17 protein-coding genes are annotated in these 20,037 nt (G+C 70.3%); 5 read left to right on the top strand and 12 right to left on the bottom strand.

Annotated elements, in window-relative coordinates:
* Positions 1–8: 8 nt before the first annotated feature.
* The 3 genes from BA062_RS37835 to BA062_RS37825 are packed head-to-tail and all read right to left on the bottom strand — an operon-like array spanning position 9 to position 4,017.
* Positions 9–767, bottom strand: coding sequence for a maleate cis-trans isomerase family protein (locus tag BA062_RS37835; RefSeq protein ID WP_110343036.1), 759 nt, complete (start codon positions 765–767; stop codon positions 9–11).
* Complete coding sequence (locus BA062_RS37830) at positions 764–2,482, bottom strand: (2,3-dihydroxybenzoyl)adenylate synthase (protein ID WP_110343035.1); 1,719 nt, start codon at positions 2,480–2,482, stop codon at positions 764–766. The genes BA062_RS37835 and BA062_RS37830 overlap by 4 nt, the downstream gene beginning before the upstream one ends.
* The gene (locus BA062_RS37825; RefSeq protein ID WP_110343034.1) at positions 2,479–4,017 is read right to left on the bottom strand and encodes an FAD-dependent monooxygenase; all 1,539 of its coding nucleotides are present in this window, start codon (positions 4,015–4,017) and stop codon (positions 2,479–2,481) included. Before BA062_RS37825 ends, BA062_RS37830 begins: the two co-directional genes overlap by 4 nt.
* A 203-nt stretch (positions 4,018–4,220) precedes the next feature.
* Here BA062_RS37825 and BA062_RS37820 point away from each other — a divergent pair, with 203 nt between their 5' ends.
* From BA062_RS37820 to BA062_RS37810, 3 genes are all read left to right on the top strand, one after another.
* Positions 4,221–6,341 (top strand): hydantoinase/oxoprolinase family protein, encoded by a 2,121-nt coding sequence (locus BA062_RS37820; protein ID WP_110343033.1) that lies wholly within the window; start codon positions 4,221–4,223, stop codon positions 6,339–6,341.
* Positions 6,338–8,659: a hydantoinase B/oxoprolinase family protein gene (locus tag BA062_RS37815; RefSeq protein WP_110343032.1), complete on the top strand. Its 2,322-nt coding sequence runs from the start codon at positions 6,338–6,340 to the stop codon at positions 8,657–8,659. The genes BA062_RS37820 and BA062_RS37815 overlap by 4 nt, the downstream gene beginning before the upstream one ends.
* A 234-nt stretch (positions 8,660–8,893) precedes the next feature.
* Positions 8,894–9,535: a hypothetical protein gene (locus tag BA062_RS37810; protein ID WP_110343031.1), complete on the top strand. Its 642-nt coding sequence runs from the start codon at positions 8,894–8,896 to the stop codon at positions 9,533–9,535.
* 123 nt (positions 9,536–9,658) lie between these two features.
* Here the strand turns inward: BA062_RS37810 and BA062_RS37805 are convergent, their stop codons facing one another.
* From BA062_RS37805 to BA062_RS37785, 6 genes are read right to left on the bottom strand one after another with little or no spacing between them, the layout of a single operon-like run.
* The gene (locus BA062_RS37805) at positions 9,659–10,873 is read right to left on the bottom strand and encodes a dipeptidase (protein ID WP_110343030.1); all 1,215 of its coding nucleotides are present in this window, start codon (positions 10,871–10,873) and stop codon (positions 9,659–9,661) included.
* 32 nt (positions 10,874–10,905) lie between these two features.
* The gene (locus BA062_RS37800) at positions 10,906–12,381 is read right to left on the bottom strand and encodes a sodium:solute symporter family protein (RefSeq protein ID WP_146240118.1); all 1,476 of its coding nucleotides are present in this window, start codon (positions 12,379–12,381) and stop codon (positions 10,906–10,908) included.
* Entirely contained in the window at positions 12,378–12,509 is a 132-nt protein-coding gene (locus BA062_RS41130; protein WP_281271677.1) for a hypothetical protein, read from the bottom strand. The genes BA062_RS37800 and BA062_RS41130 overlap by 4 nt, the downstream gene beginning before the upstream one ends.
* Complete coding sequence (locus BA062_RS37795; protein WP_110343028.1) at positions 12,506–13,183, bottom strand: hypothetical protein; 678 nt, start codon at positions 13,181–13,183, stop codon at positions 12,506–12,508. Before BA062_RS37795 ends, BA062_RS41130 begins: the two co-directional genes overlap by 4 nt.
* Positions 13,180–13,962: an aspartate/glutamate racemase family protein gene (locus BA062_RS37790; RefSeq protein ID WP_110343027.1), complete on the bottom strand. Its 783-nt coding sequence runs from the start codon at positions 13,960–13,962 to the stop codon at positions 13,180–13,182. The genes BA062_RS37795 and BA062_RS37790 overlap by 4 nt, the downstream gene beginning before the upstream one ends.
* Before the next feature lie 25 nt (positions 13,963–13,987).
* The gene (locus BA062_RS37785; RefSeq protein ID WP_110343026.1) at positions 13,988–14,947 is read right to left on the bottom strand and encodes an Lrp/AsnC family transcriptional regulator; all 960 of its coding nucleotides are present in this window, start codon (positions 14,945–14,947) and stop codon (positions 13,988–13,990) included.
* A gap of 192 nt (positions 14,948–15,139) precedes the next feature.
* On the opposite strand from BA062_RS37785, the gene BA062_RS37780 reads away from it, so the two are divergent.
* A complete protein-coding gene (locus BA062_RS37780) occupies positions 15,140–15,805 on the top strand; it encodes an HAD-IA family hydrolase (protein ID WP_110343025.1) in 666 nt (221 codons plus the stop codon).
* A gap of 5 nt (positions 15,806–15,810) precedes the next feature.
* Here the strand turns inward: BA062_RS37780 and BA062_RS37775 are convergent, their stop codons facing one another.
* Positions 15,811–16,413: a TetR/AcrR family transcriptional regulator gene (locus BA062_RS37775; RefSeq protein WP_245960120.1), complete on the bottom strand. Its 603-nt coding sequence runs from the start codon at positions 16,411–16,413 to the stop codon at positions 15,811–15,813.
* A gap of 105 nt (positions 16,414–16,518) precedes the next feature.
* On the opposite strand from BA062_RS37775, the gene BA062_RS37770 reads away from it, so the two are divergent.
* Positions 16,519–17,568 carry an NAD(P)-dependent alcohol dehydrogenase gene (locus tag BA062_RS37770; RefSeq protein WP_110343023.1) on the top strand — a complete coding sequence of 350 codons (1,050 nt, stop codon included), beginning with the start codon at positions 16,519–16,521 and terminating at the stop codon, positions 17,566–17,568.
* A 126-nt stretch (positions 17,569–17,694) separates the two neighbouring features.
* On the opposite strand, the gene BA062_RS37765 is transcribed toward BA062_RS37770, so the two are convergent.
* Both BA062_RS37765 and BA062_RS37760 read right to left on the bottom strand, forming a co-directional pair.
* A complete protein-coding gene (locus tag BA062_RS37765) occupies positions 17,695–18,372 on the bottom strand; it encodes a GntR family transcriptional regulator (protein ID WP_110343022.1) in 678 nt (225 codons plus the stop codon).
* A gap of 212 nt (positions 18,373–18,584) precedes the next feature.
* Positions 18,585–19,811 (bottom strand): IS110 family RNA-guided transposase, encoded by a 1,227-nt coding sequence (locus BA062_RS37760; RefSeq protein ID WP_110342634.1) that lies wholly within the window; start codon positions 19,809–19,811, stop codon positions 18,585–18,587.
* Between the last annotated feature and the right edge of the window lie 226 nt (positions 19,812–20,037).

Below are 20,037 nucleotides of genomic sequence, written 5' to 3'. Positions count from 1 at the left end.
CGTCCGTGTCATCGTGCCGCCGAAGCCGGTTGCGGGGCCGCCAGCAGCGTGCCCGCGCCGGGCAGCACGGTCGGCAGGCCGAGGTGCCGCAGCAGGGTGAACGCACCGGCCGTGGCGGCGGAGAGGACGGGGATCCCGAACTCCGCCTCGGCCGGTTCGACCAGGTCCAGCGACGGCATCTGCACGCACGCTGAGATGACGAGGGCATCGGCGCCGGAGAGATCCAACGCGCGCGCGGCGTCCAGGACCCGGTCGCCGGGAATGCAGCCGACCTCGGCGTTGTCGCCCACCTCGAGCGCGGCCCAGTCGAGTACCTCGAGCCCCTCGGCCTCCAGATAGGCGACCACCTGCTCGGCGAGGGGGCGCAGATAGGGCGTGACCAGCGCGATGCGGCGAGCACCGAGCGCGGCGAGACCCTCGACCAGTGCCCCGGCACTGGAGAGCACCGCCGGCCGCTGCCCGCCTGCCGCGAGCTGCTCGGTGACCGCCGCCTCGGTGCGCCGGTGTTCCCCCGGCCCCTGCGCCATGAGGGCCACCAGGCAGGCGTACAGCACGGCGTCCACACCCGCGTCGGCCAGTTCGCTCACGCACCGCTCCCGCTGCGCGTTCATCGCCCGCAGCTCCTCCGGGGAGACCTGGTGCATCCTCATCCGGCTGGAGTGGAAGGAGAACCGTGCCTCGGCATGGCGACCGAGCAACGCGGGGACCTCGGTTTCGACGGTGACGTTGGAGCTGGGCACGACGAGCCCGATCCGGCGGGTGGTCACAGGTTTCGTCCTGAGGTTGTCGCGGGCGCCGTGCCGACGGGATCAGCGCCCGCGGCGAGTTCAGCGTCGACCTTCCTGGTGATGTCGGCGTGCAGGCGCTTCTTGTCCATCTTTCCGACGAGGGTGCGCGGGATCTCCGGGATGTGCTCGACGCGTTCCGGCCATTTGAACTTGGCCACCTGGAGGTCCGCGAAGTGCTGCTGGATCTCCGGCAGGCTCAGCGGTTCGCCCTGCACGACGACGTAGGCGCAGGTGCGCTCGCCGAGCCGGGGGTCGGGCATGGCGACCACGGCCGCTCCGGTGATCCGAGGGTGCCGGAGCAGCAGCGACTCCACCTCCTCGGCGTTGATCTTCTCCCCGCCCCGGTTGATGAGGTCCTTGATCCGCCCCTCGATCGTGATGTACCGCTCTCCGCCGATCTCCCGGATCGAGGCGAGGTCGCCGGTCCGGTAGAAACCGTCGGAGGTGAACGCGGTCGCGTTGTGCGGCGCGGCGTCGAAGTACCCGCGCAGCGTGTACGGACCCCGGCAGCAGAGCTCCCCGATCTCCCCGTCGGCGACCTCGGTCTCGGTACCAGGACTCAGAATCCGAACTTCGTCCATTGGGGACAGTGGGGTTCCGACGGTGGTCGCGCGCGCCTCCCGTGGGGAGCCCGGCCGGGTGGTGATGAACAGCCCCTCCCCCATCCCGAACAACTGTCCCGACCAGAGCCCGAGTCGCTCCAGTTCCTCGAAGAGAGCGACCGGCACCTTCGTTCCCGACAGCACCACTTCCCTGGCCGACCTGGTGGCCTCACGGAAACCGGGAGCCCCGACCGCCTTGAAGTGCCCGTGGCCGAGCAGCACGTGTGTGGCGCCCTCCGTGGCCAGCAAGGGCAGCGAGGCGTCGAGGTCCGCGGTCCCGAGGACGAGGCACGCTCCCACACTGTGCGGACCGTGGACAGCGCACACGATGCCCGCGTTGTGGATGATCGGAATCAGGTGGGCCACGCGGGTGTCCGGGCTCCAGCCCCACGACCGCGCGTACTCCAGCGCGTTGTACCAGTACTCGGCGTGCAGCCGCGGAATCACCTTGGGCACACCGGTGGTGCCGCCGGAGAGCTGGAAGGCCGCGACGTCATCGGGATCGATGCCACGCTGGATGTCCTCGACGGTCTCGCGCGCGGTTCGCGGTTCCAGATCGGCGCCCAGCGACTCGATCGGCACGCCCGCGGTGTTCCCGGTCCCGCCCACCACCAGCACGTGGCGCAGCGTCGGGTGGTCCCGCCGCTGTTCGACGGCGAAGGCGACCAGGTCGAAGCCGCGCGTGCCCGCCTCCACCAGGTGGGCGACGGCGCCGACCCTGCGGCTGATCTCGCCGATCTCGTGGCCACGATGGGCGGCCAGGGTGCACACGGGCACCAGACCGGCCTTGAGCACGCCGTACCAGGCGAGGATCGCCCCGAGCCGGTTCGTGACCTGGAACAGCACCGGGTCACCGGGCACCAGCCCGAGCCCGGCGAGACCGGCCGCGAGGAGATCCGTCCGCTCGTCGAGTTCGCGGAAGGTCAGCCGCCCGTCGAGCGCGACGACGGCGTCGCGGTCAGGGTGGGCGAGCGCCACGGCGTGCAGTTCCTGCGCGATCGTGCGCGTACCCCACAGGCCCGCTTCCCGGTACCGGCGCGCCATCTCGCCGGGATAGGTGACGAGCCGTTCGCCCCACCGTCCTGTCCTCATGCCTCCTCCTCGGTGAACGAGACCAGGTCACAGCGCGCGCTGACCAGGCCCGCGGCGAGGTCGGCACGCAGCTCTGCGGGGCCCTCCACGACGATAAGCCCGCCCACTTCGGCACGAACCCGTTCGGCCAGGTCGAGTCTGGTCAGCACGGCCGGGCGATCGTCGGGGCCGGCGAACCGGAAGCCGTCCGCGCCCTCCTGCCGGGCCCGGCGAGCCCGCTCGACGACGGCGTCTCCGGCCCCGCCCCAGGGGTCGGAGACGGCATCGGTGAACGTCGGCATCGCGAGCCCGTCGGGACGGCTCGCGAGAACCCGGCGGGGGAACGTCGTGTCCCCGTGCCGCAACGGCTGCTCCAGCACCCAGTCGACGAGGTCGCGTCCCGGGGGTGTCGCGTGCGCGTACTGCTCGGCCGCGGCGGTGACGACCTCAGGGCTGGTGGCGGCGAAGCGGGCGAGAGGGACGTTGCCCGCCCTGGTCATGTAGGCGACCATCAGGCGCTCGACGGGGAGGTCGAGCCGGGAAGGGAAGGACTCCCACCACAGCTGGCTCCGCCGGGCGAGTTCCTGCAGCCGTTCGACGGCCGGGCGGCGGGTCGCCTCGTACCGCGCGAACGCGGCGTTCGCGTCCGGCTCCCCGGCCAGGGCTTCGACCAGGCTGATGGCGTCCTCCATCGCGAGCTTCGTGCCCGAGCCGACGGAGAAATGGGCGGTGTGCGCGGCGTCGCCGAGCAGCACGGTCCGTCCCGAGGACCAGCGCTCGCACCGCACGGTCCTGAACCGGGTCCAGCGAGTCCGGTTGCCGATCAGCGGATGTCCCCGCAGCCGCTCCGCGAACACCGTCTCCAGGTAGCGCAGCGAGGTGATGTCGGAGTCATCTGGCGGCGTCGCGTCAGTGGATGCGTCGAACCCGGCGCGTCGCCACGTCTCCTCGTCCGTTTCGATCAGGAACGTGCTGCGCCCGCCCGAGTACGGGTAGGCGTGGGTCACGAAGACCCCGTGCTCGGTCTCCACGGGTGCGAACACCGCGTCCGGCAACGCGAACCCCGCGCCACACCACAGATAAAGCCCACGCCCTACTTCGATGTGCTCGCCGAAGTCGCCTGCGCTCCGGGTGGCGCTGCTGACCCCGTCGGCGGCGACCACGAGGTCGGCGTCGAGCTCGTCGGCCGCGCGCCGGGTGCCGTACTCGATGCGCACCCCGGCCTTCTCGGCGTGCCGTTGCAGTACGGCGAGCAGTTCCGTCCGGGCCACCCCGATCAGCCGGTCGTTGCGGACCCGGACGCTCCGGTTCCCCACGCTCATGGTCATGTCGTGCCGGCATCCCGCGGCCACGAGGTCGCGCAGCGTGTCCGCGTCGGCGGCCTCGAGCTTGCGTTGCGTCCCGGCCGCCAGCCCGACCCCGAAACCGAACGTCGTGTCCGGGTCACCCTGCTCGTGGACCACCACGTCGCACGACGGCTGCGCCAGCTTCAGCAGGCGTGCGGCATAGAGGCCACCCGGGCCCCCGCCGAGCACCGCGGCGCGGCGTATTTGCATCCCGACCTCCAGGTTGACGGCGGATCCGCCCGTTGACTTGAACGTAGAGTATTCGACGCTAACGACGACAAGTCAAGGGTGACTCTCTTGACTACCGACATGAGCGTTTAATAGTCTACGTATTCGTAACCAGTCGTGGAGCCTGGGCGTGCCCACCTCGTTGGTGCCCCTGCGGCCTCCTTCCACGCAAAGGAGCGTGAGTCATGGCGTATGTCATCGGCGTGGACGTGGGCGGCACGTTCACCGACGCCGTTCTCGACGACGACGCGGGGACCGTTCTCGCGGCCAAGTCGCCGTCAACCCCGCCTGACTACTCCCGGGGTGTCCTGGACGTGCTGGAGCTGCTCGCCGAGCAACTCGGCAAGCCGCTGCCGGACATGCTCGCCGAAACGCACCACATCGCGCACGGCACGACGTCCTCGCTCAACGCGCTCGTGATGGGCAACGTGCCTCCGGTCGGCTTCCTGACCACCAAGGGCCACCGCGACTCGATCTTCATCATGAACGTGGAGGGCCGCTATCTCGGCCGCTCACCGCACGAACTGCAGAACGTGCTCGGCCAGGCCAAGGACCACGGCCTGCTGCCCAAACGCCACGCGCTCGAGGTGACCGAGCGGATCGACCGCGACGGCAACGTGGTCGTCGGCCTGGACGAGGACGAGGCGCGCGCCGCGATCCGCGCGCTACTCGACGACGGGGTGCGCGCGATCGCGGTGTCACTGCTGTGGTCCTTCCGCAACCCCGTCCACGAACGCAGGCTGCGCGAGCTGGTCGCCGAGCAGGACCCGGACGTCTTCGTCGCGCTCTCCAGCGAGGTCAGCCCGCGCATCCGCGAGTTCGCCCGCAACGCCACCACGATCATGAGCACCCAGATCGGACCGGGGCTGCGCGACTACCTGAACACGCTGGAGGAAACGCTCCGCCAGGACAAGCTCGCCGGCCCGTTGCTCGTGATGCAGAGCAACGGCGGCGCCGTGGCCGCCAAGGAGGCACCGGCATCGGCGATCAGCACGGTCGGCTCCGTCCTCACCGGCGGTGTCGTCGGCTCGGTCGCGCTGGGCCGCCAGCTCGGCCACCGCAACATCATCTCGACCGACGTCGGCGGAACCACGTTCCTCGCCGGGCTCGTCGTCGACGGCGAACCGGTCCGCGACACGACGACGGTGATCAACCACCACCCGATCAACGTGCCCACCCTGCGGGTCGACGCGATCGGGTCCGGCGGGGGCGCGATCGCCTGGCTCGACGCGGGCGGGAACCTGCGCATCGGCCCACGCAGCGCACAGGCCGTGCCCGGCCCCGCCTGCTACGGCAACGGCGGCACCGAGCCGACCAACACCGACGCCAACCTCGTGCTCGGCATCCTGCCCGAGCGCGGCCTGCTCGGCGGCCGCAAGCCGCTGTCCGTCGAGCTGGCGCGGCAGGCCATCGACACCCAGATCGCCAAGCCGCTCGGGCTGACGGTCGAGGAAGCCGCCGCCGCGATCTACACCGTGCAGAACGCGCAGACCGGTGACCTGCTGCGCAAGACCGTCGTCGAGGCCGGACACGATCCGCGCGACTTCGTGCTCTACGCCTTCGGCGGTGCCGGACCCGCGCACTGCGCGGGATACGCCGCCGAAGTCGGGGTCGACGAGGTGGTGGTTCCGCTCGGGCCGGTCGCCTCCGCGTTCTCCGCGTTCGGCCTCGCCTCCTCCGACATCGCGCTGGCGGCCGAACTGTCGGACCCCACCCTCGTTCCCTTCGACCCGGCACGCGCCGAGCGGAACTTCCACGAGCTCGAGCGGCGGGTTCGCGAAGGGCTCGACCGGCAGGGCGTGCGATTCGAGACCGTCGAGCTGCACCGCGAGGTGGACATGCGCTACAGCATGCAGCTCGCGGAGGTGACCGCCCCGGTGGTGAGCGGCCCGCTCGACCAGGCGGCGATCGACGAAGCGGCCGCGGCGTTCGAGGAGCGTTACGCCGCGCTGTACGGCAAGGACGCGGGTTTCCGGGAGGCGGGCATCCAGGCCATCACCTTCCGCGTCCGCGGAATCGGGGTGCTGCCGTTCTCGCCCGAACTGCCCGGGGTTGCGGCCGCCGGGTCGGCGGACCCGGCGGAGGCCCGGTCAGGCAGCCGTCCGGTGTGCCTCGACGCCACGAACGGTTACGTCGACACCTCGGTCTACGACTACCGGAAGCTGCGCGCCGGGCACGTGCTCGATGGCCCGGCCATCATCGAAGTTCCCACGACGACCGTCGTCGTCCCGGGCGGCACCACCGGCACGGTGGACGCGCTCGGCAACGTGACCATCCGCCGCACCGCCGCTAGGAGTGCCTCATGAGCATGCCAATCCTCGGATCCGAGGTCTTCTCGAGCCGTCCGGTCAATCCGGACGAGCTGCAGCGCTCACTACCGTCCACAGTGGAAACCCACACCGTGACCCAGGAGCAGATCGACCGGCTCGACCCGCTCACCTACGAGGTGGTGCGCCATCGCCTGTGGTCGGTCACCGACGAGATGGGCGAGGCGCTCAAGCGCATGTCCGGCTCGCCCATCGTGACCGACGCCAACGACTTCGACTTCGCGATCTCCGACGAGCTGGGCCAGGAGGTGCAGGTCGGCCTCTACAACACGATGCTCGTCGGCGCGGTCGACCTCGCCATCTACTGGACGCTGCGCCACCGCGCGGTCAATCCCGGCATCGCCGAAGGGGACATGTTCCTCACCAACGATCCCTGGGTCGGCGGAGGGCTGCACCAGAACGACGTCATGGTCTACCAACCCGTCTTCCACGACGGGAAGCTGTTCGGCTGGACCAGCGCGCTGTGCCACGAACCGGACCTCGGCGGTGTCGGGCTCGGGTCCTTCTCCCCCGCGGCGGAGGACGTCTTCTCCGAGTCACTGCCCACCCCGCCGGTGAAGGTCGTACGGGACTTCCAACTGCAGCGCGACGTCGCCGACGTGTGGATCCGGCGCTCCCGGGTGCCGATGCTCGTCGGTCTCGACCTGCGCGCCAAGATCGGCGCCAACAACGTCGGCCGGGAACGGCTGCTCGCCCTGATCGAGCAGTACGGGGCCGACACGGTCAAGGCCGTGATGAAGCGGATGATGTCCGACGCCGAGTCCCGGCTGCGGGCCAAGCTGTCGAGCCTGCCCGACGGCAGCTGGTCGGCCACCGGCTACCAGGACCAGTCCCACGAGGGCGACCGGAACCTCCACAAGATCACCGTCACCACCACGAAGACCGGCGACCACCTGACGTTCGACTTCACCGGCACCGACCCGCAGTCAGGCGTCATCAACTGCACCTACGCCGGCATGCGCGGTGGGGTCATGCTCGCCCTCCTGCCGATACTGGCCGGCGACATCCCCTGGTCGGCAGGCGGGCTCATGCGCTGCTTCGACCTCGTCACCGAGGAGGGCACGCTCAACAACGCCACCTACCCCGCCGCCGTCGGCCGCGGCCCGATCGGACCCGCGTGGCTCACCGGCAGCCTGATCGCCGAATGCCTGTCGCAGATGCTCGACCGCGACCTCGAACTGGGCAAGAACGTGCAGGCGACCTGTTGCGGCACCTGGGACACGGCGGTGATGGCCGGGCTCGACGAGCGCGGCGAGCAACCCGCACCGTTCCTCAACATCATCATGGAGCCGATGGCCGGCGGATACGGCGCGCGGCCGCACGCCGACGGCATCGACACCGGCGGGCTGTTCTGCATTCCCATGGGCCGCGTGCCCGACGTCGAGATGACCGAGTTCCTCTACCCGGTGCTCGCGCTGTGGCGGCGGGAGGTACCCGACTCGGGCGGGCCGGGCCGACACCGCGGCGGGCTCGGTGCGTCAATAGCCATCACCCCGCACGGCACGAGTGTCCCGATGGGACTCGTGCTCGCCTCGGCGGGCAAGGCCGTCGCGCAGAACGCCGGGCTCGCGGGCGGCCATCCGGGCAACAGCGGCCTGGACGTGCTCGCCCGGCGCAGCCGCGTCGCCGACCTGCTCGCGTCCGGCCGCATCCCCAGCGAACTGGAGGAGCTCAGCGACACCCTGGAGCCCGGCCAGAACTACGCCTCCAGCTACCTGGCTCCCGGCGAGGTGTTCGTGATGACCTGGCAGGGCGGCGGAGGTTACGGCGATCCGCTGACAAGGGATCCCGAGGCGGTCGCCAGGGATCTTCGGGAACAGAAGATCTCCGCCGACAGCGCTCGGGCCGTGTACGGAGTGATCGTCGAGAACGGCGTGGTGAACCGACCCGCGACCACCGCCGAACGGGAGCGGCAGCGCTCCGTGCGCCGGGACCGCTCCCGCGTCCTGCGGCCGACCACGGGCCGCCGGATCAACCCCGACTCCGCCAGGCGACTCGACGACAACCTCGTCGAAGGCACGGACGCCGGAACGGCGGTCGTGGCGTGCCGCCATTGCGGCGACGTCCTCGGTGAGACCGGAGTGCCAGCTGCCGAACTCTCACTCGCCGCCTACGAGGGCTCCCCTGCCGAGGCGGGACCACAGATCATCGCCGACGCGGCCGACTACGTCGACGCGCCCGTGGTCTTCCGACAGTATTGCTGCCCGACCTGCTGGACGGCGCTCTACTCGGCGGTCGTACCCGCCGACCACCCGATGCCTCCGCTCGCAGGGCTGGCCGCGACCTCGGCAGTGTGAGCGGTTCGGCCGGGTGGGCGGGCGGCGCCGTCCACCCGGCCAGGCCCGCGGGGCGGTCGACCGCAGATCCGGCGGGGCGGCGCTCGTCGCCGTCGCGATGGTCGTCCGTCGCACTGCCTGAACCCCGATAGAGGGGTTCGTCACAGAAGAACGCGGAACGCGCAGACGGAGCCGACCGTCGCAAAGGCGACAAAGACGATCACCGACACCGGTGCCGACCAAAGGCAAGAACCTATGCGCAGACCACGTATCGCGATCGCGACCGTTGCGGCCACACTGGGGCTCACTCTCGCCGCGTGCGGCGGCGAGGAGGACACCACCGGGGACGCGGCGGCCCAAACCCCCTCGTCCTCGTCGTCCGAGCAGTCCGCTCCCAGCGAGACCGCGAGCTCCTCACCCGCCGCCGACGACGCCGCCTCCGCCGAGGTCACTCCACCCGGGACAGAGCTCAGCGTGGGTGAGACCGCTACCGTCCCGTTCACCTACGGGACCGAGAAGAGCGGGACGATCGCGATCACCGTCACGGCGATCGAGCAGGGCGATCCCGCCGACCTCGCGGCGTTCGGAGAACGCGCGAACGGCCTCGTTCCGTACTTCATCCGGATCAAGGTCGAGAACGTCGGCGGCACCGACCTCTCCTACAGTTCGGTGAGTCTGCGAGCGCTCGGCGAGGACGGCCGGGGCACCGGCGTGGTGATCACCGGTGACGTCGAGGGCAAGTGCGAGAGCACCAGTGCGGACGACACCTTCTCCGCCGCGGGTGCCACGTTCGAATCGTGCACCCTGCAGGCGGCTCAGGAAGGCGTGGCCGTGACCGGCGCCGAGTTCGGCGACTCAGAGGAGTACTCCGACAACCCGATCGTCTGGACGGCCTGATCCGGCAGGGTGTCCGGGACCACGAGCCTTCGAGCCCGGTCCCGGATACCGAACCGGAGGGACTCCCCGGCCCGGCCTGCGGCCCCGCACCGTTCCCGGTGCGGGGCCGCGGGCCGTGACCGGTCACCACACCTGGTCGAGCACCCGCAGGATGTTGCCGCCGAGGACCTTCGCGATCTCGTCGTCGGAGTAGTCGTGGGCGACGAGCCAGCCGGTGATGTGGTGGAACTCCTCGGCCAGGTTCTCGATGCCGTCCACGTACTCGACCTTGGTGAACTCGGGGCCGTCGTGCGCGGCCGAGATCGACAGGTGCTTGGCGAACGTGTCGTGCAGCCCCACGTGATCGCCGAAGAGGGTGTCCGGGCCGAACGCCACGTGGTCGATGCCCACCAGCTCGACGCAGTAGGTGAAGTGCTCCATGAACGCGTCGAGGTTGTGGGCCGGGTGGTTGGGGCTCATCGTGGTGTGCGGTGCGGCCTCGATGCCGATCACCCCGCCCCGCTCGGCACAGGCGATGATCACGTCGTCCGGCTTCATCCGCTTGGTGGGCCACACCGAGCGCGCACCCGCGTGCGTGATGAAGATCGGCTTCTCGGACGCCTTGATCGTGTCCATGCTCGTGCGGTCACCGGAGTGCGAGACGTCGATGGCGATGCCGAGCTTGTTCATCCGGCGCACCGCCTTCTCCCCGAAGTAGGTCAGGCCGCCGTCGTGGCGCTCCCGCAGTCCGGAACCCAGCGTGTTCGACTCGCTGTAGGCGATGCCCAGCTGCCGGACCCCGAAGCCGTACAGCACGTCGATCCGGTCGACCTCGTTCTGGATCGGGGTGGACGCCTCCAGCGCGGGCACCAGCGCGATCTGGCCGTTCGCGCGGGCGTTCGCGATGTCGGCGACGCTCTCCGCGCGGATCACGAAATCCTGCTTGGCGATGTCGGAGTAACGCATCCCGAGGTCGACGAGGACGTCCTCCCACTTCCACCCCATCTGGGAGGTGATGCAGCAGGTGCCGTCCATGAAGTTCTCGAAGACCGCGTCGATGCCGGACAGCGAGAGCCCCTCGTAGCCGGTGTGGTGGCGGCCGGTGCGGTTGTAGTCGAAGGTCTCGGTGATGTCCTCGGGGAAGATACTGGTGTGATCGTGCAACGAGATCACCGTGTTGTCGGCGAGCAGCTTGTTCACCCTCGCCCGCTGCACGTCGGTCAGCTCCGGCCCCCGCGAAGGCACCCTGCCGATCTCCTTGGCCAGTGCGAACTCGACGTAGTCCTCACCGGCCTCGAGCGCGTCGAAGGAGCGGTATCCCTGGTAGCGCAACGGCTGCGCGCCGGTCTTCTGTGTCATGGTCGGCACTCTTTCCTTTCTCTGCGGTCGTCTCAGGACGCGGCGGGGGCGGGTTCGGTCGCGGCCCCGGCCTGCCGGGTGCGCGGGGTGAAGAACAGGGTCAGCTCCTCCGGCGGCATCGGACGGCTGAACAGCGAGCCGATGATCATCCCGGCGAACCCGGCCAGCACCCCGGGCACGACGGGCTCCACCAGTGGACCATCGAGCGCGTACCACAGCAGGCACACGCCGAAGCCCGCGATCATCGAGCACACCGCGCCGATCTTGGTCGCCCGCCGCCAGTACAGGCCGAGCAGCACGGGCGCGGTGATCGTGCTGCCGAGCAGCGCGGCGTAGCTGAGCACCACGAACTGCACGATGTCCAGTTCCTGCAGCGTGAGCAGCACTGGCAGGACACCGATCACGAGCGTCGCCCACCGGTTGAGCCGGGTCCGCGTGCGTTCCGTGCTGTCCGGCCGGATCAGCGACGCGTAGAGGTCGTGCGAGATGGCGGGTCCCGCGACCAGCAGCACCGAGTCCACTGTGCTCAGTACCGCCATGATGATCGCCGTCAGCAGCAGTGCGCCCACGAACGGCGGCAGCACCTCGGAGGCCAGGATGGTCGAGGCGGCGTCGGACACCGACAGGTTCGGGTAGAGCACGCGCATCACCATGCCGGCCACACCGATGCAGATCCCCGTCAGCAGCACGAAGAACATCGCGACACCGGAGGCCCGGCGGCATGTGCGGTCGTCGGGCATCGCGTAGAAGCGCAGCAGCAGGTAGGGCGCGCAGAGCGCGGCGAACCCGAAGCCGAGCCAGAAGCCGCTGATCTCCGACCAGCCGAAGCCCCAGCCGACGAAGTGCGGCGCGATCTCCGGCAGTGACTGGGCCAGGGACGAGAGCCCGCCGGCGTGGCTGATCAGCAGCGGCAGCCCGATCACCACGCCGAGCGCCATCGCGATCTGCTGCAGGAAGTCGGTGCGGATCACCGCGGTCATGCCGCCGATCACCGTGTAGCCGACCACGAGCACCATCAGGATCACCGCGCCCCAGAAGAAGGGGATGCCGAACGCGGCCTCCAGGATCACGCCGCCCGCCTGGTACTGCGCCGACATGAACACCAGGTACGACAGCACGAGCAGCACCGAGATGACCGCGCGCGGAACCTTGCCGCCGAAGCGGTCGGCGATGAAGTCGGGGAAGGTCAGCGCGTTGCGCTCGTGCGCGTAACGCCGCAGCCGGGGCGCGATCACGTAGGCGGCGATGAGGAACGCCACCCAGATCCCGGCCCAGCCCCACATGAACGAGGCCCCGGTGAGGTAGTGGATGCCGACGGTGCCGACGAACGTTCCCGCGCTCATCTGGGTCGCGGCGATGCTCGCGCCACCCGCCCACGCGCCGACCTTGCGGCCAGCCACGAAGTAATCCTCTTCGCCGCTGTTGCTCTTGTAGGAGCGCCAGCCCTCGAAGACCAGCACGATGAGGAAGCCGCCCAGCAGCAACAGGAACATGGTCTGGAAGTTCACCACTGCTCACCGCTTTCCGGCTCGGCCTCGGAGCGGTCCTTCCGCCCGGCGAGCACAATGGACAGTACGGTCAGGACGAGACCGGCGAGCACGGCCGTGTCGAAGGGAAGCCCGAACGGGGTGATCATGCGCGGGGACGCTCCTTCCGGAGAGAGGTGACCAGCCACACGGCCACGACGGCGACGATGAGCACCAGGCCGGTGTAGGACGTCACGGTGCCGAGCGACGCCGAGGACGTCGTCCCGTACTCGGCGACCACCATCGAGGGCAGCGACCGGCTGTCGTGCCGGAGCACCACGCGGTCGCCTTCCTGGTGCTGCTGCTCGAAGACCGGCATGCTGTCGCCGACGAGCCGCTGGCCCTCGGGAAGCGTCACGGTGATCGCCACCCGCAGGCCCCGGTCGGCGGCGAGGTCGGGCACCGCGAGGGGAACGCCCCGTGCCTCGCCGGTGCGCTGGATCCGTTGCTCCACCGTGTATTCCGTGGTGCCCTCGGGCAGCGTCGCGGCGGCGCGGATGCCGCGCACCGGGCCGATGCCGGTGATGCCGGAGACGGCGGTGAGCTCGGTGACCTCCGTGCCCGCGCGGGGTGCGACCAGCAGCCGCACCGATACCGGGGCGGTGGTGGGCTCGGTGAGCCGGTAGGTGGCGCGCACCAGGTCCTCGCCGGATTCGTCGAGGGTGATCGCGACATCGGCGTGGGCGAGCACCGGGTCGGCGGCCTCCTGGGCCGTGGCGGTCGGTGCCGGTCCGCCCAGGACCACGGCGGCCAGCACGCCGGTGACCGTCAGCATCCCCTTCACGGCGTGACCTCCAGCGGGCCGGACGCGTGGTGCAGGAGCGCCGCGTCGTCGGCACCCCTGGCGATCGCGGTGGGCACGGGGTAGGCGCGACGGCTGTGGCACAGGCCCATGCGGTGCAGGGCCTGCGCGTGGTGCAGGGCCGCGCGGATGGGGTTGACCACCGGCACGCCCAGTTCCGCGGTGAGCCGTTCGGCGGCGCCGAGAAAGCCCATGCTCATGCAGCCGAGCACGAGCGTGTCGGCCGTGCCGTCGGCGAGCGCCGCCTCGCACTCGCCGCGCAACGCGACGTAGGCCGCGTCGTGGTCGGTGTTGATGGCGAGTACCGACAGCTCCACCGAGCGCACCTCGTGCAGCGCCTGGAGAACGCCGGTCTCCCAGGCGATGCGGCGCAGCAGCGGCCGCACGCCCGCGGTGACGGTGACGACCGAGAACCGGTGGCCGAGCGTCACGGCCAACGCCATCGCCGCCGCGGCAGGCCCGACCACCGGCCTGGTGGCGATCTCGCGCAGGCCGTCGAGGCCGGGGTCGCCGAAGCAGCCCAGGATCGTCGCGTCGGTCCCGGCCCGCTCGGCGGCACGCAACCCCGTGCCCATCGCCGGGATCGCGAGGTACTCCTCGAAGGCGGACTCGATCGAGGCCGGGCCCCGGTCCACCGCGGTGACAGTGATCTCGGTGTCCGGATCGGACCATTCGCCGAGCAGGCCGGCACGGCGGCGCATCTCGGTCTCGCCGAGCGCCGTGACGTGCATCGGCGCGGGCAGCAGGTAGGTCAGGCGCATGGGCTCTCCGTGTGGGGTGAGGGGGCTACTCGGCGAGGTGGAAGGGCCGGTAGGCGCGCTTGTGGTTCTCCAGCTCCAGTCCGATGTCGACGGAGCGGACACCGGGCAGCGCGCCGAGGACCCTGGTGGTGAAGGCGTAGATGTCCGAGGCGTCGGGCAGGATCACCTCGCACACCAGGTCCGCGGAGCCCGCGGTGGCCGAGACGTAACGGACCTCGGGGCGTCCCGCGAGCAGGTGCGCGATCTCGTCGAGCCTGCCGAGGTCGACCTTGAGCCACGCCAGCAGCTCCACGTGGAATCCGAGCGCGGCCGGGGTCACCAGCGTGCTGAACACCAGTGCGCGCGCGGCGACCAGCCGCTCCACCCGCCTGCGCACCCCGGTCTCGCCGAGCGTCAGGTGCTTGGCGACGTCGCGGTACGGGCGCCTGCCGTCGTCGGCCAGCGCGGCCAGCAGGTGCTGGTCGTTCTCGTCGAGGGTGATGCGGGCCGGTGGGCTCGGCCGCACCGGTGGCCGCTGCACCGCGTCGCCCAGCAGCCGCCTGCTCCAGTCGTGCCGCATGGTGAACGTCTTGGTGATCAGCGCCGACGACGAGCTGTGCACGCCAGGCAGCGCGCCGAGATCGTCCACGAGCGCGCTCGTCAGCTGGCGCTGCGACGGCACGATGATCTCGGTGATGACGTCCCACGTGCCGGTGCTCAGTGTGAGGAACCGGGTGTCGGGCCTGGCCGCGAGCACGTCGATGACCTTCCGCACCGAGCCCGGCGCACAGCCCAGCTGTACGAGCACCGGCTGGCCGAGACCGCAGATCAGCGGATCGGCGACGCCGATGACCCGCACCGTCCCGTCCTCGAGGAGCCTGCCGCCGCGCCGCGACGCCGTGCTCTCCGTGGTGCCCGCGAGCCGGGCGACCTCGGACCACGAGCTGCGCCCGTCGAGTTGCAGGGCCGCGACGATGCGGCGGTCCAGGTCACTGAGTTCGTGCACGTTCGGTCCCTCGCGAATGACATCCTGTGACGCCCGTGTTGAGCGAATCAGGCTTGAGTTCCCGGAAATCTACGTGGGAGAGGCGAAGATGTATAGATACTTGCATGAAATCGGCCGAGTCCTGGTAACAGCGCTGTTGCCGCTGTTACCTGTGGATCAACACCCCGGGGACGGGGAGGATCGGAGGCAGCCGTGATCGTCACGTTCGACCTGTTCAGTGCGCTGACCGATTCGCGCGGGGGCGGCTCGGCCGTTTTCGCCCGGATCGCCGCGGAACGCGGCTGGCCCTTCACCGGGACACTGCTGTACGACGAGTGGGACCGGCGCAACAAGCAGGCCCAGCAGCGGGTCGATCTCACGGGCGGCTGGACGAGCTTCCGGGAGCTCTCGCGGAGCGCGCTCGCGGACACGTACACCGCGCTCGGACTAACGGCGGACGCCGACGCCGACCTCACCCGCGTCCAGGACGGCGTCGGCGGCTGGCCGCTGTGGCCGGACGTCCCCGGCGGGTTGCCCGCCGTGGCGGAGCACGCCCGGCTCGGGATCCTCTCGAACGTCGACGACGACCTCGCCGCCGCGACGCTCGCCTACCCGCTCGTGGAACCGGATCTGGTGCTCACCTCACAGCGGCTCGGCGCCTACAAGCCAGATCCCGCCCTCTACCTGCGCGCCCGCGAGCTGCTCGGCGAGGACTTCGTCCACGTGGCCGCGTCGGCCCGCGACGTGCGGGGCGCGCTCGAGGCCGGAATCCGCACCGTGCGCATCGTCCGGCCGGGCCACCACCTCGACCCGCACGGTCCGGCGCCGACGGTGTCGATCCACGCCGTGCCGGAGCTGGTCAGCGCGCTGGGAGGGTAGCCGCGTCAGTCGCCCGGCGGGGCGTGCCGGTGTCCTTCGATGGCGATGCGCGCGGCGGCGACGGACTTGCGGATCACCTGCTCCGGCGTGTAGCCGTGGCGGGCGAAGACGCCGTCGAGCCAGAACATGCCGTAGCCGTGTGCCTGGGTGAACAGCTGCTCCATGAGTTCGAGTGCGTTCTCGGGCCGGTCGGACACGGTGAGGCACAGCATCAGGAACTGGTCGCTCATGCGGCGGGTCTGCTCGTGCAGCTCGGTGTCGTCGCGGCCCTGGAGCCCGTCGGCGTAGACGACGTTCATGCCCGCGCGCCGTTCGATGAGGTACCCGGTGTAGGCCCCGCAGGCGGCGGCGAGCGCCTCCACGGGGTCGGGCAGGCCCTCCGCGGCGGCGCGGACGCGGTCGGCGAGCTGGCTCGCGACCGTGGCCGCGACGGCCGCGAGCAGGCTCTCGCGCTCGGGGAAGTGCCGGTAGGGCGCGCCGGGGCTGACCTTGGCGCGCCGGGCGACCTCGGCGACCGAGAACGCGCCGAGGCCCTGCTCGGCGATCAGGTCCAGGGAGACGCGCACGAGCTCGGCTCGCAGGTTGCCGTGATGGTACTTCTCGCCCATGGCCTGGATCACATCTCTCGATCGGAATAGGTAAGAGCCTTCTTACGTCGCTATGTGAGAGCCCCCTTACATCGGGGCTCGCGATCCATCATCCCAGGAGGTCTGATGAGCACGACGACGCACGCCATCGCAGCGCCCGCACCCGGCGCCCCGCTCGAGCAGACCACGATCCAGCGGCGCGACCTGCGCCCTGACGACGTACTGATCGACATCGCCTACGCCGGCATCTGCCACAGCGACATCCACCAGGCGCAGGAGGACTGGGGCACCGCCATCTTCCCGATGGTCCCCGGCCACGAGATCGCCGGCGTGGTCGCCGCGGTCGGCTCGAACGTGACCAGGTACCAGGTGGGCGACCGCGTCGGCGTCGGCTGCATGGTCGACTCGTGCGGCGAGTGCGAGTACTGCCTGGCCGGAACCGAGCAGTTCTGCGTCAAGGGCAACGTCCAGACGTACAACGGCGTGGGCTTCGACGGCGAGAACACCTACGGCGGCTACAGCCGCCAGATCGTGGTGAAGGACGCCTTCGTGTGCCGCATCCCGGAGGGCATCGAGCTCGACGTCGCCGCTCCCCTGCTCTGCGCCGGCATCACGACGTACTCGCCGCTGCGCCAGTGGGGCGCCGGCCCCGGCAAGAAGGTCGCGGTCGTCGGCCTCGGCGGCCTCGGCCACATGGCCGTGAAGCTGGCCGTCGCGATGGGCGCCGAGGTGACGGTGCTGAGCCAGAGCCTCAAGAAGCAGGAGGACGGCAAGCGGCTCGGCGCCACCCACTACTACGCCACCGGCGACGAGTCGACCTTCGACGTGCTGCGCGGCCGCTTCGACCTGATCCTCAACACCGTGTCGGCGAAGCTGCCGGTGGACGCCTACCTCGGCCTGCTGCGCGTCGGCGGGGCGATGGTCAACGTCGGCGCGCCCGGCGAACCGCTGTCGTACAACGCGTTCTCCCTCATCGGGGGCAACAAGACGCTGGCGGGCTCCATGATCGGCGGCATCGCGGAAACCCAGGAGATGCTGGACTTCTGCGCCGAGCACGGCATCGGCGCCGAGATCGAGACGATCTCCGCCGATCAGGTCAACACCGCCTACGAGCGCGTGGCCAACAGCGACGTCCGCTACCGCTTCGTCATCGACACGGCGACGATCGGTTCCTGACGACGCACCCGAGGGCCTGGCGACCACGACCGGCCGCCAGGCCCTCGCGCGGGGCGCCCGCACGACACATCGGATCCCCGCATCAGCACGGTCACCGCAAGGATCACCGCGCGGCGGCGTTCGCGTTCAGCGGGCTTCTTCTTCCGTCGCGGCGAAGAGGCCGCGGGGTCCCTTCAGCGCGTTGAGCGCGGCGAGTATGTGGGCGCGGGTGATCGACTCCGCCCAGTCGCCGTCGCCGGCCTCGAGCGCGGCGATGATCGTGTGGTGTTCCTGGCAGGTGGAGGCGACCTGTTCCGGGGTGAACGCCGTGAAGACGCGGTGCAGGAGAGGAATGTGGACCACCGTGGTGAGGGTGGCCACGAGCCGGTCGCTGCCCGCGGACGACCGCACGGCCTCGTGGAACTCGATGTTGAGCTCGGCGATGCGCTCGTGATCCAGCGGTTCGGCCTTCGCCAGCTCTGACATCTCGTCGGCCAGCGCGCGCAGTCGCGGCAGGTCGAGCAGATCCGGTCGCCCCGCGGCGAGCCGGGCGGCCCAGGCCTCCAGGTTGGCCCGGAGCCGGTAGGTGTCCTCGAGATCGCGCCGCGTCCATCGGGACACCTCGACGCCGCGGCGTCCGCGCGGTTCGATCAGGCCGTCGGCACGGAGCCGCTGTATGGCATGGCTGACCGGGGTGCGCGAGACACCGAACTCGGCTGCGATCTGGACCTCGCGCAGCGCGGTGCCGGGAGGAAGCTGCCACGTCATGATCTGTCGACGGAGTTCGTCGTAGACGCGTGTGGCGGCGGGGTTTCCCTCGCTCAACGTGTCCTCCTCACGATCATTCTCGCTGCCGGCGACGGCCAGACTAGGCCACGCCGGCCGCTCGAGGGCGGCCGGCGTGGAGTGCCGTCGTGTCGCATCAGGTGCCGCTGACGGCGTCGCGTTCGGACACGCCCAGGTCGTGTCTGACAATCCTCTGCCGTGTGAGCGGGGATCAGCGTGGTGGCTCGCAAGACATCCCAGGAGCTTGAATGTCAAGCGGCGATGTTGTTGGCGTGGTGCGACCAGGCGGTGGTCTCGTTGTAGAGGGTGCGGGTTTTCAGGCAGCCGTGCAGGATGCCGACGAGCCGGTTGGCCAGTTGGCGCAGCGCGGGGTTGTGCCCGACACCGCGGGCTCGTTGCTGGTCGTAGTAGGTTCGCGCACCGGGTGAGGTGTTGAGCGCGGCGAAGGCCTGGGTCATCAACGCGTCGATCAGCCGGTCGTTGTGCACGAAGCGGGCCAGTACGACCTTCTTCTTGCCCGAGGCGCGGGTGATCGGACTGGTCGCCGCGTAGTTCTTGCGTGCTTTCGCGCTGGCGTAACGGTTGGGGTCGTCGCCGAACTCGGCCAGCACCCGGGCGCCCAGGATCGGTCCCAGCCCAGGCTGGGACAGCACGATCTCAGCGTCCGGGTGCTGGCCAAAAAACGTCTCGACCTGGCCCTGCAGGGTGCTGACCTGCGCGCGCAGGGTGGCCAGCACCGTGACCGCGGCGCGGGTGGTGGCTGCATAGGCCGCGGTGACCACCGCGGGCTGCCCCAGCTGCTGGGCGCGCAGCAGCGACTGGATCCGGGTGGCTTTGCCCTCGATGTCGCGGCGGCGAGCACGTCGCAGCGCGGCCCGGATCTGGCTCAGCGACAGCCGCGCTGCGCTGTCCGGGTCGGGTGCCTTCCCCAGCAGTTCCAGCGCCTCGGGTGCATCCAGGTCCTCGAATGCCTCCAGTGCGGCGGGGAAGTACTCGCGCAGGCTGTGGCGCAGCCGCTGGGTGTGGCGGGTGCGTTCCCAAATCAACGTCTTGTGCGCCCGGGTGATGACCTTGACCGCCTCGGCCTCGGGGCTGTCACCGGCGATCGGGCGCAACTCGTGGGCGTCGGTACGTACCATGTTGGCCAGCATGTGCGCGTCCGCAGCGTCGCTTTTCGCCCCGGACACACCATGCCGCCGCCGGTATCCGACCGCCTGCAACGGGTTGACCGCGAACACGGCGTACCCCGCGGCGACCAGGGCAGCCACCCAGGGCCCGCGATCGGTCTCGATCCCGATCACCACCCGCGCCTGATCGGGATCGGTGTCCGGGCCCAGGTGCTCGGCGATCATCGCGTGCAACCGGGCGATCCCAGCCACCCCCTCCGGCAGCCGGGCTCTCGCCAGCCGCCGGCCCGCCGTGTCCATCAACTCGACATCGTGATGGTCTTCGGCCCAGTCATCTCCCACGAACAGCACCGTGTCCGTCTCCCTCCACAACGCTCGTCATACCCCGGTCACGCGCGGGAGAACACTCAGCGGCCTAATGAACCAGTGCTCACACCACACTCGGTGGGCACGACATCCCATCAGCGATCCGTTCTCCCGGGCTACCGGCAGGGGCACGATCTTGCGACAGAACTCCCCACACAAGGGGTTCAGGCGGAGAGAGTGCTCACCCACCGATGGTCACCGACCACGAGTC

It is taken from the genome of Prauserella flavalba (genome assembly GCF_003202235.1).
Classification (GTDB): Bacteria; Actinomycetota; Actinomycetes; order Mycobacteriales; family Pseudonocardiaceae; genus Prauserella_A; species Prauserella_A flavalba.
Note: the sequence above shows the minus strand (reverse complement) of the source record. Positions and strands in the feature narration are given on the sequence as shown.

Bases quoted from the DNA above. Each gene is read 5' to 3' on its own strand.
- BA062_RS37820 (WP_110343033.1), top strand. From the start codon at position 4,221: ATGGCGTATGTCATCGGCGTGGACGTGGGCGGCACGTTCACCGACGCC.
- BA062_RS37830 (WP_110343035.1), bottom strand. From the start codon at position 2,482: ATGAGGACAGGACGGTGGGGCGAACGGCTCGTCACCTATCCCGGCGAG.
- BA062_RS37775 (WP_245960120.1), bottom strand. From the start codon at position 16,413: ATGGGCGAGAAGTACCATCACGGCAACCTGCGAGCCGAGCTCGTGCGC.
- BA062_RS41130 (WP_281271677.1), bottom strand. From the start codon at position 12,509: ATGATCACCCCGTTCGGGCTTCCCTTCGACACGGCCGTGCTCGCCGGT.
- BA062_RS37810 (WP_110343031.1), top strand. From the start codon at position 8,894: ATGCGCAGACCACGTATCGCGATCGCGACCGTTGCGGCCACACTGGGG.
- BA062_RS37815 (WP_110343032.1), top strand. From the start codon at position 6,338: ATGAGCATGCCAATCCTCGGATCCGAGGTCTTCTCGAGCCGTCCGGTC.
- BA062_RS37825 (WP_110343034.1), bottom strand. From the start codon at position 4,017: ATGCAAATACGCCGCGCCGCGGTGCTCGGCGGGGGCCCGGGTGGCCTC.
- BA062_RS37790 (WP_110343027.1), bottom strand. From the start codon at position 13,962: ATGCGCCTGACCTACCTGCTGCCCGCGCCGATGCACGTCACGGCGCTC.
- BA062_RS37770 (WP_110343023.1), top strand. From the start codon at position 16,519: ATGAGCACGACGACGCACGCCATCGCAGCGCCCGCACCCGGCGCCCCG.
- BA062_RS37805 (WP_110343030.1), bottom strand. From the start codon at position 10,873: ATGACACAGAAGACCGGCGCGCAGCCGTTGCGCTACCAGGGATACCGC.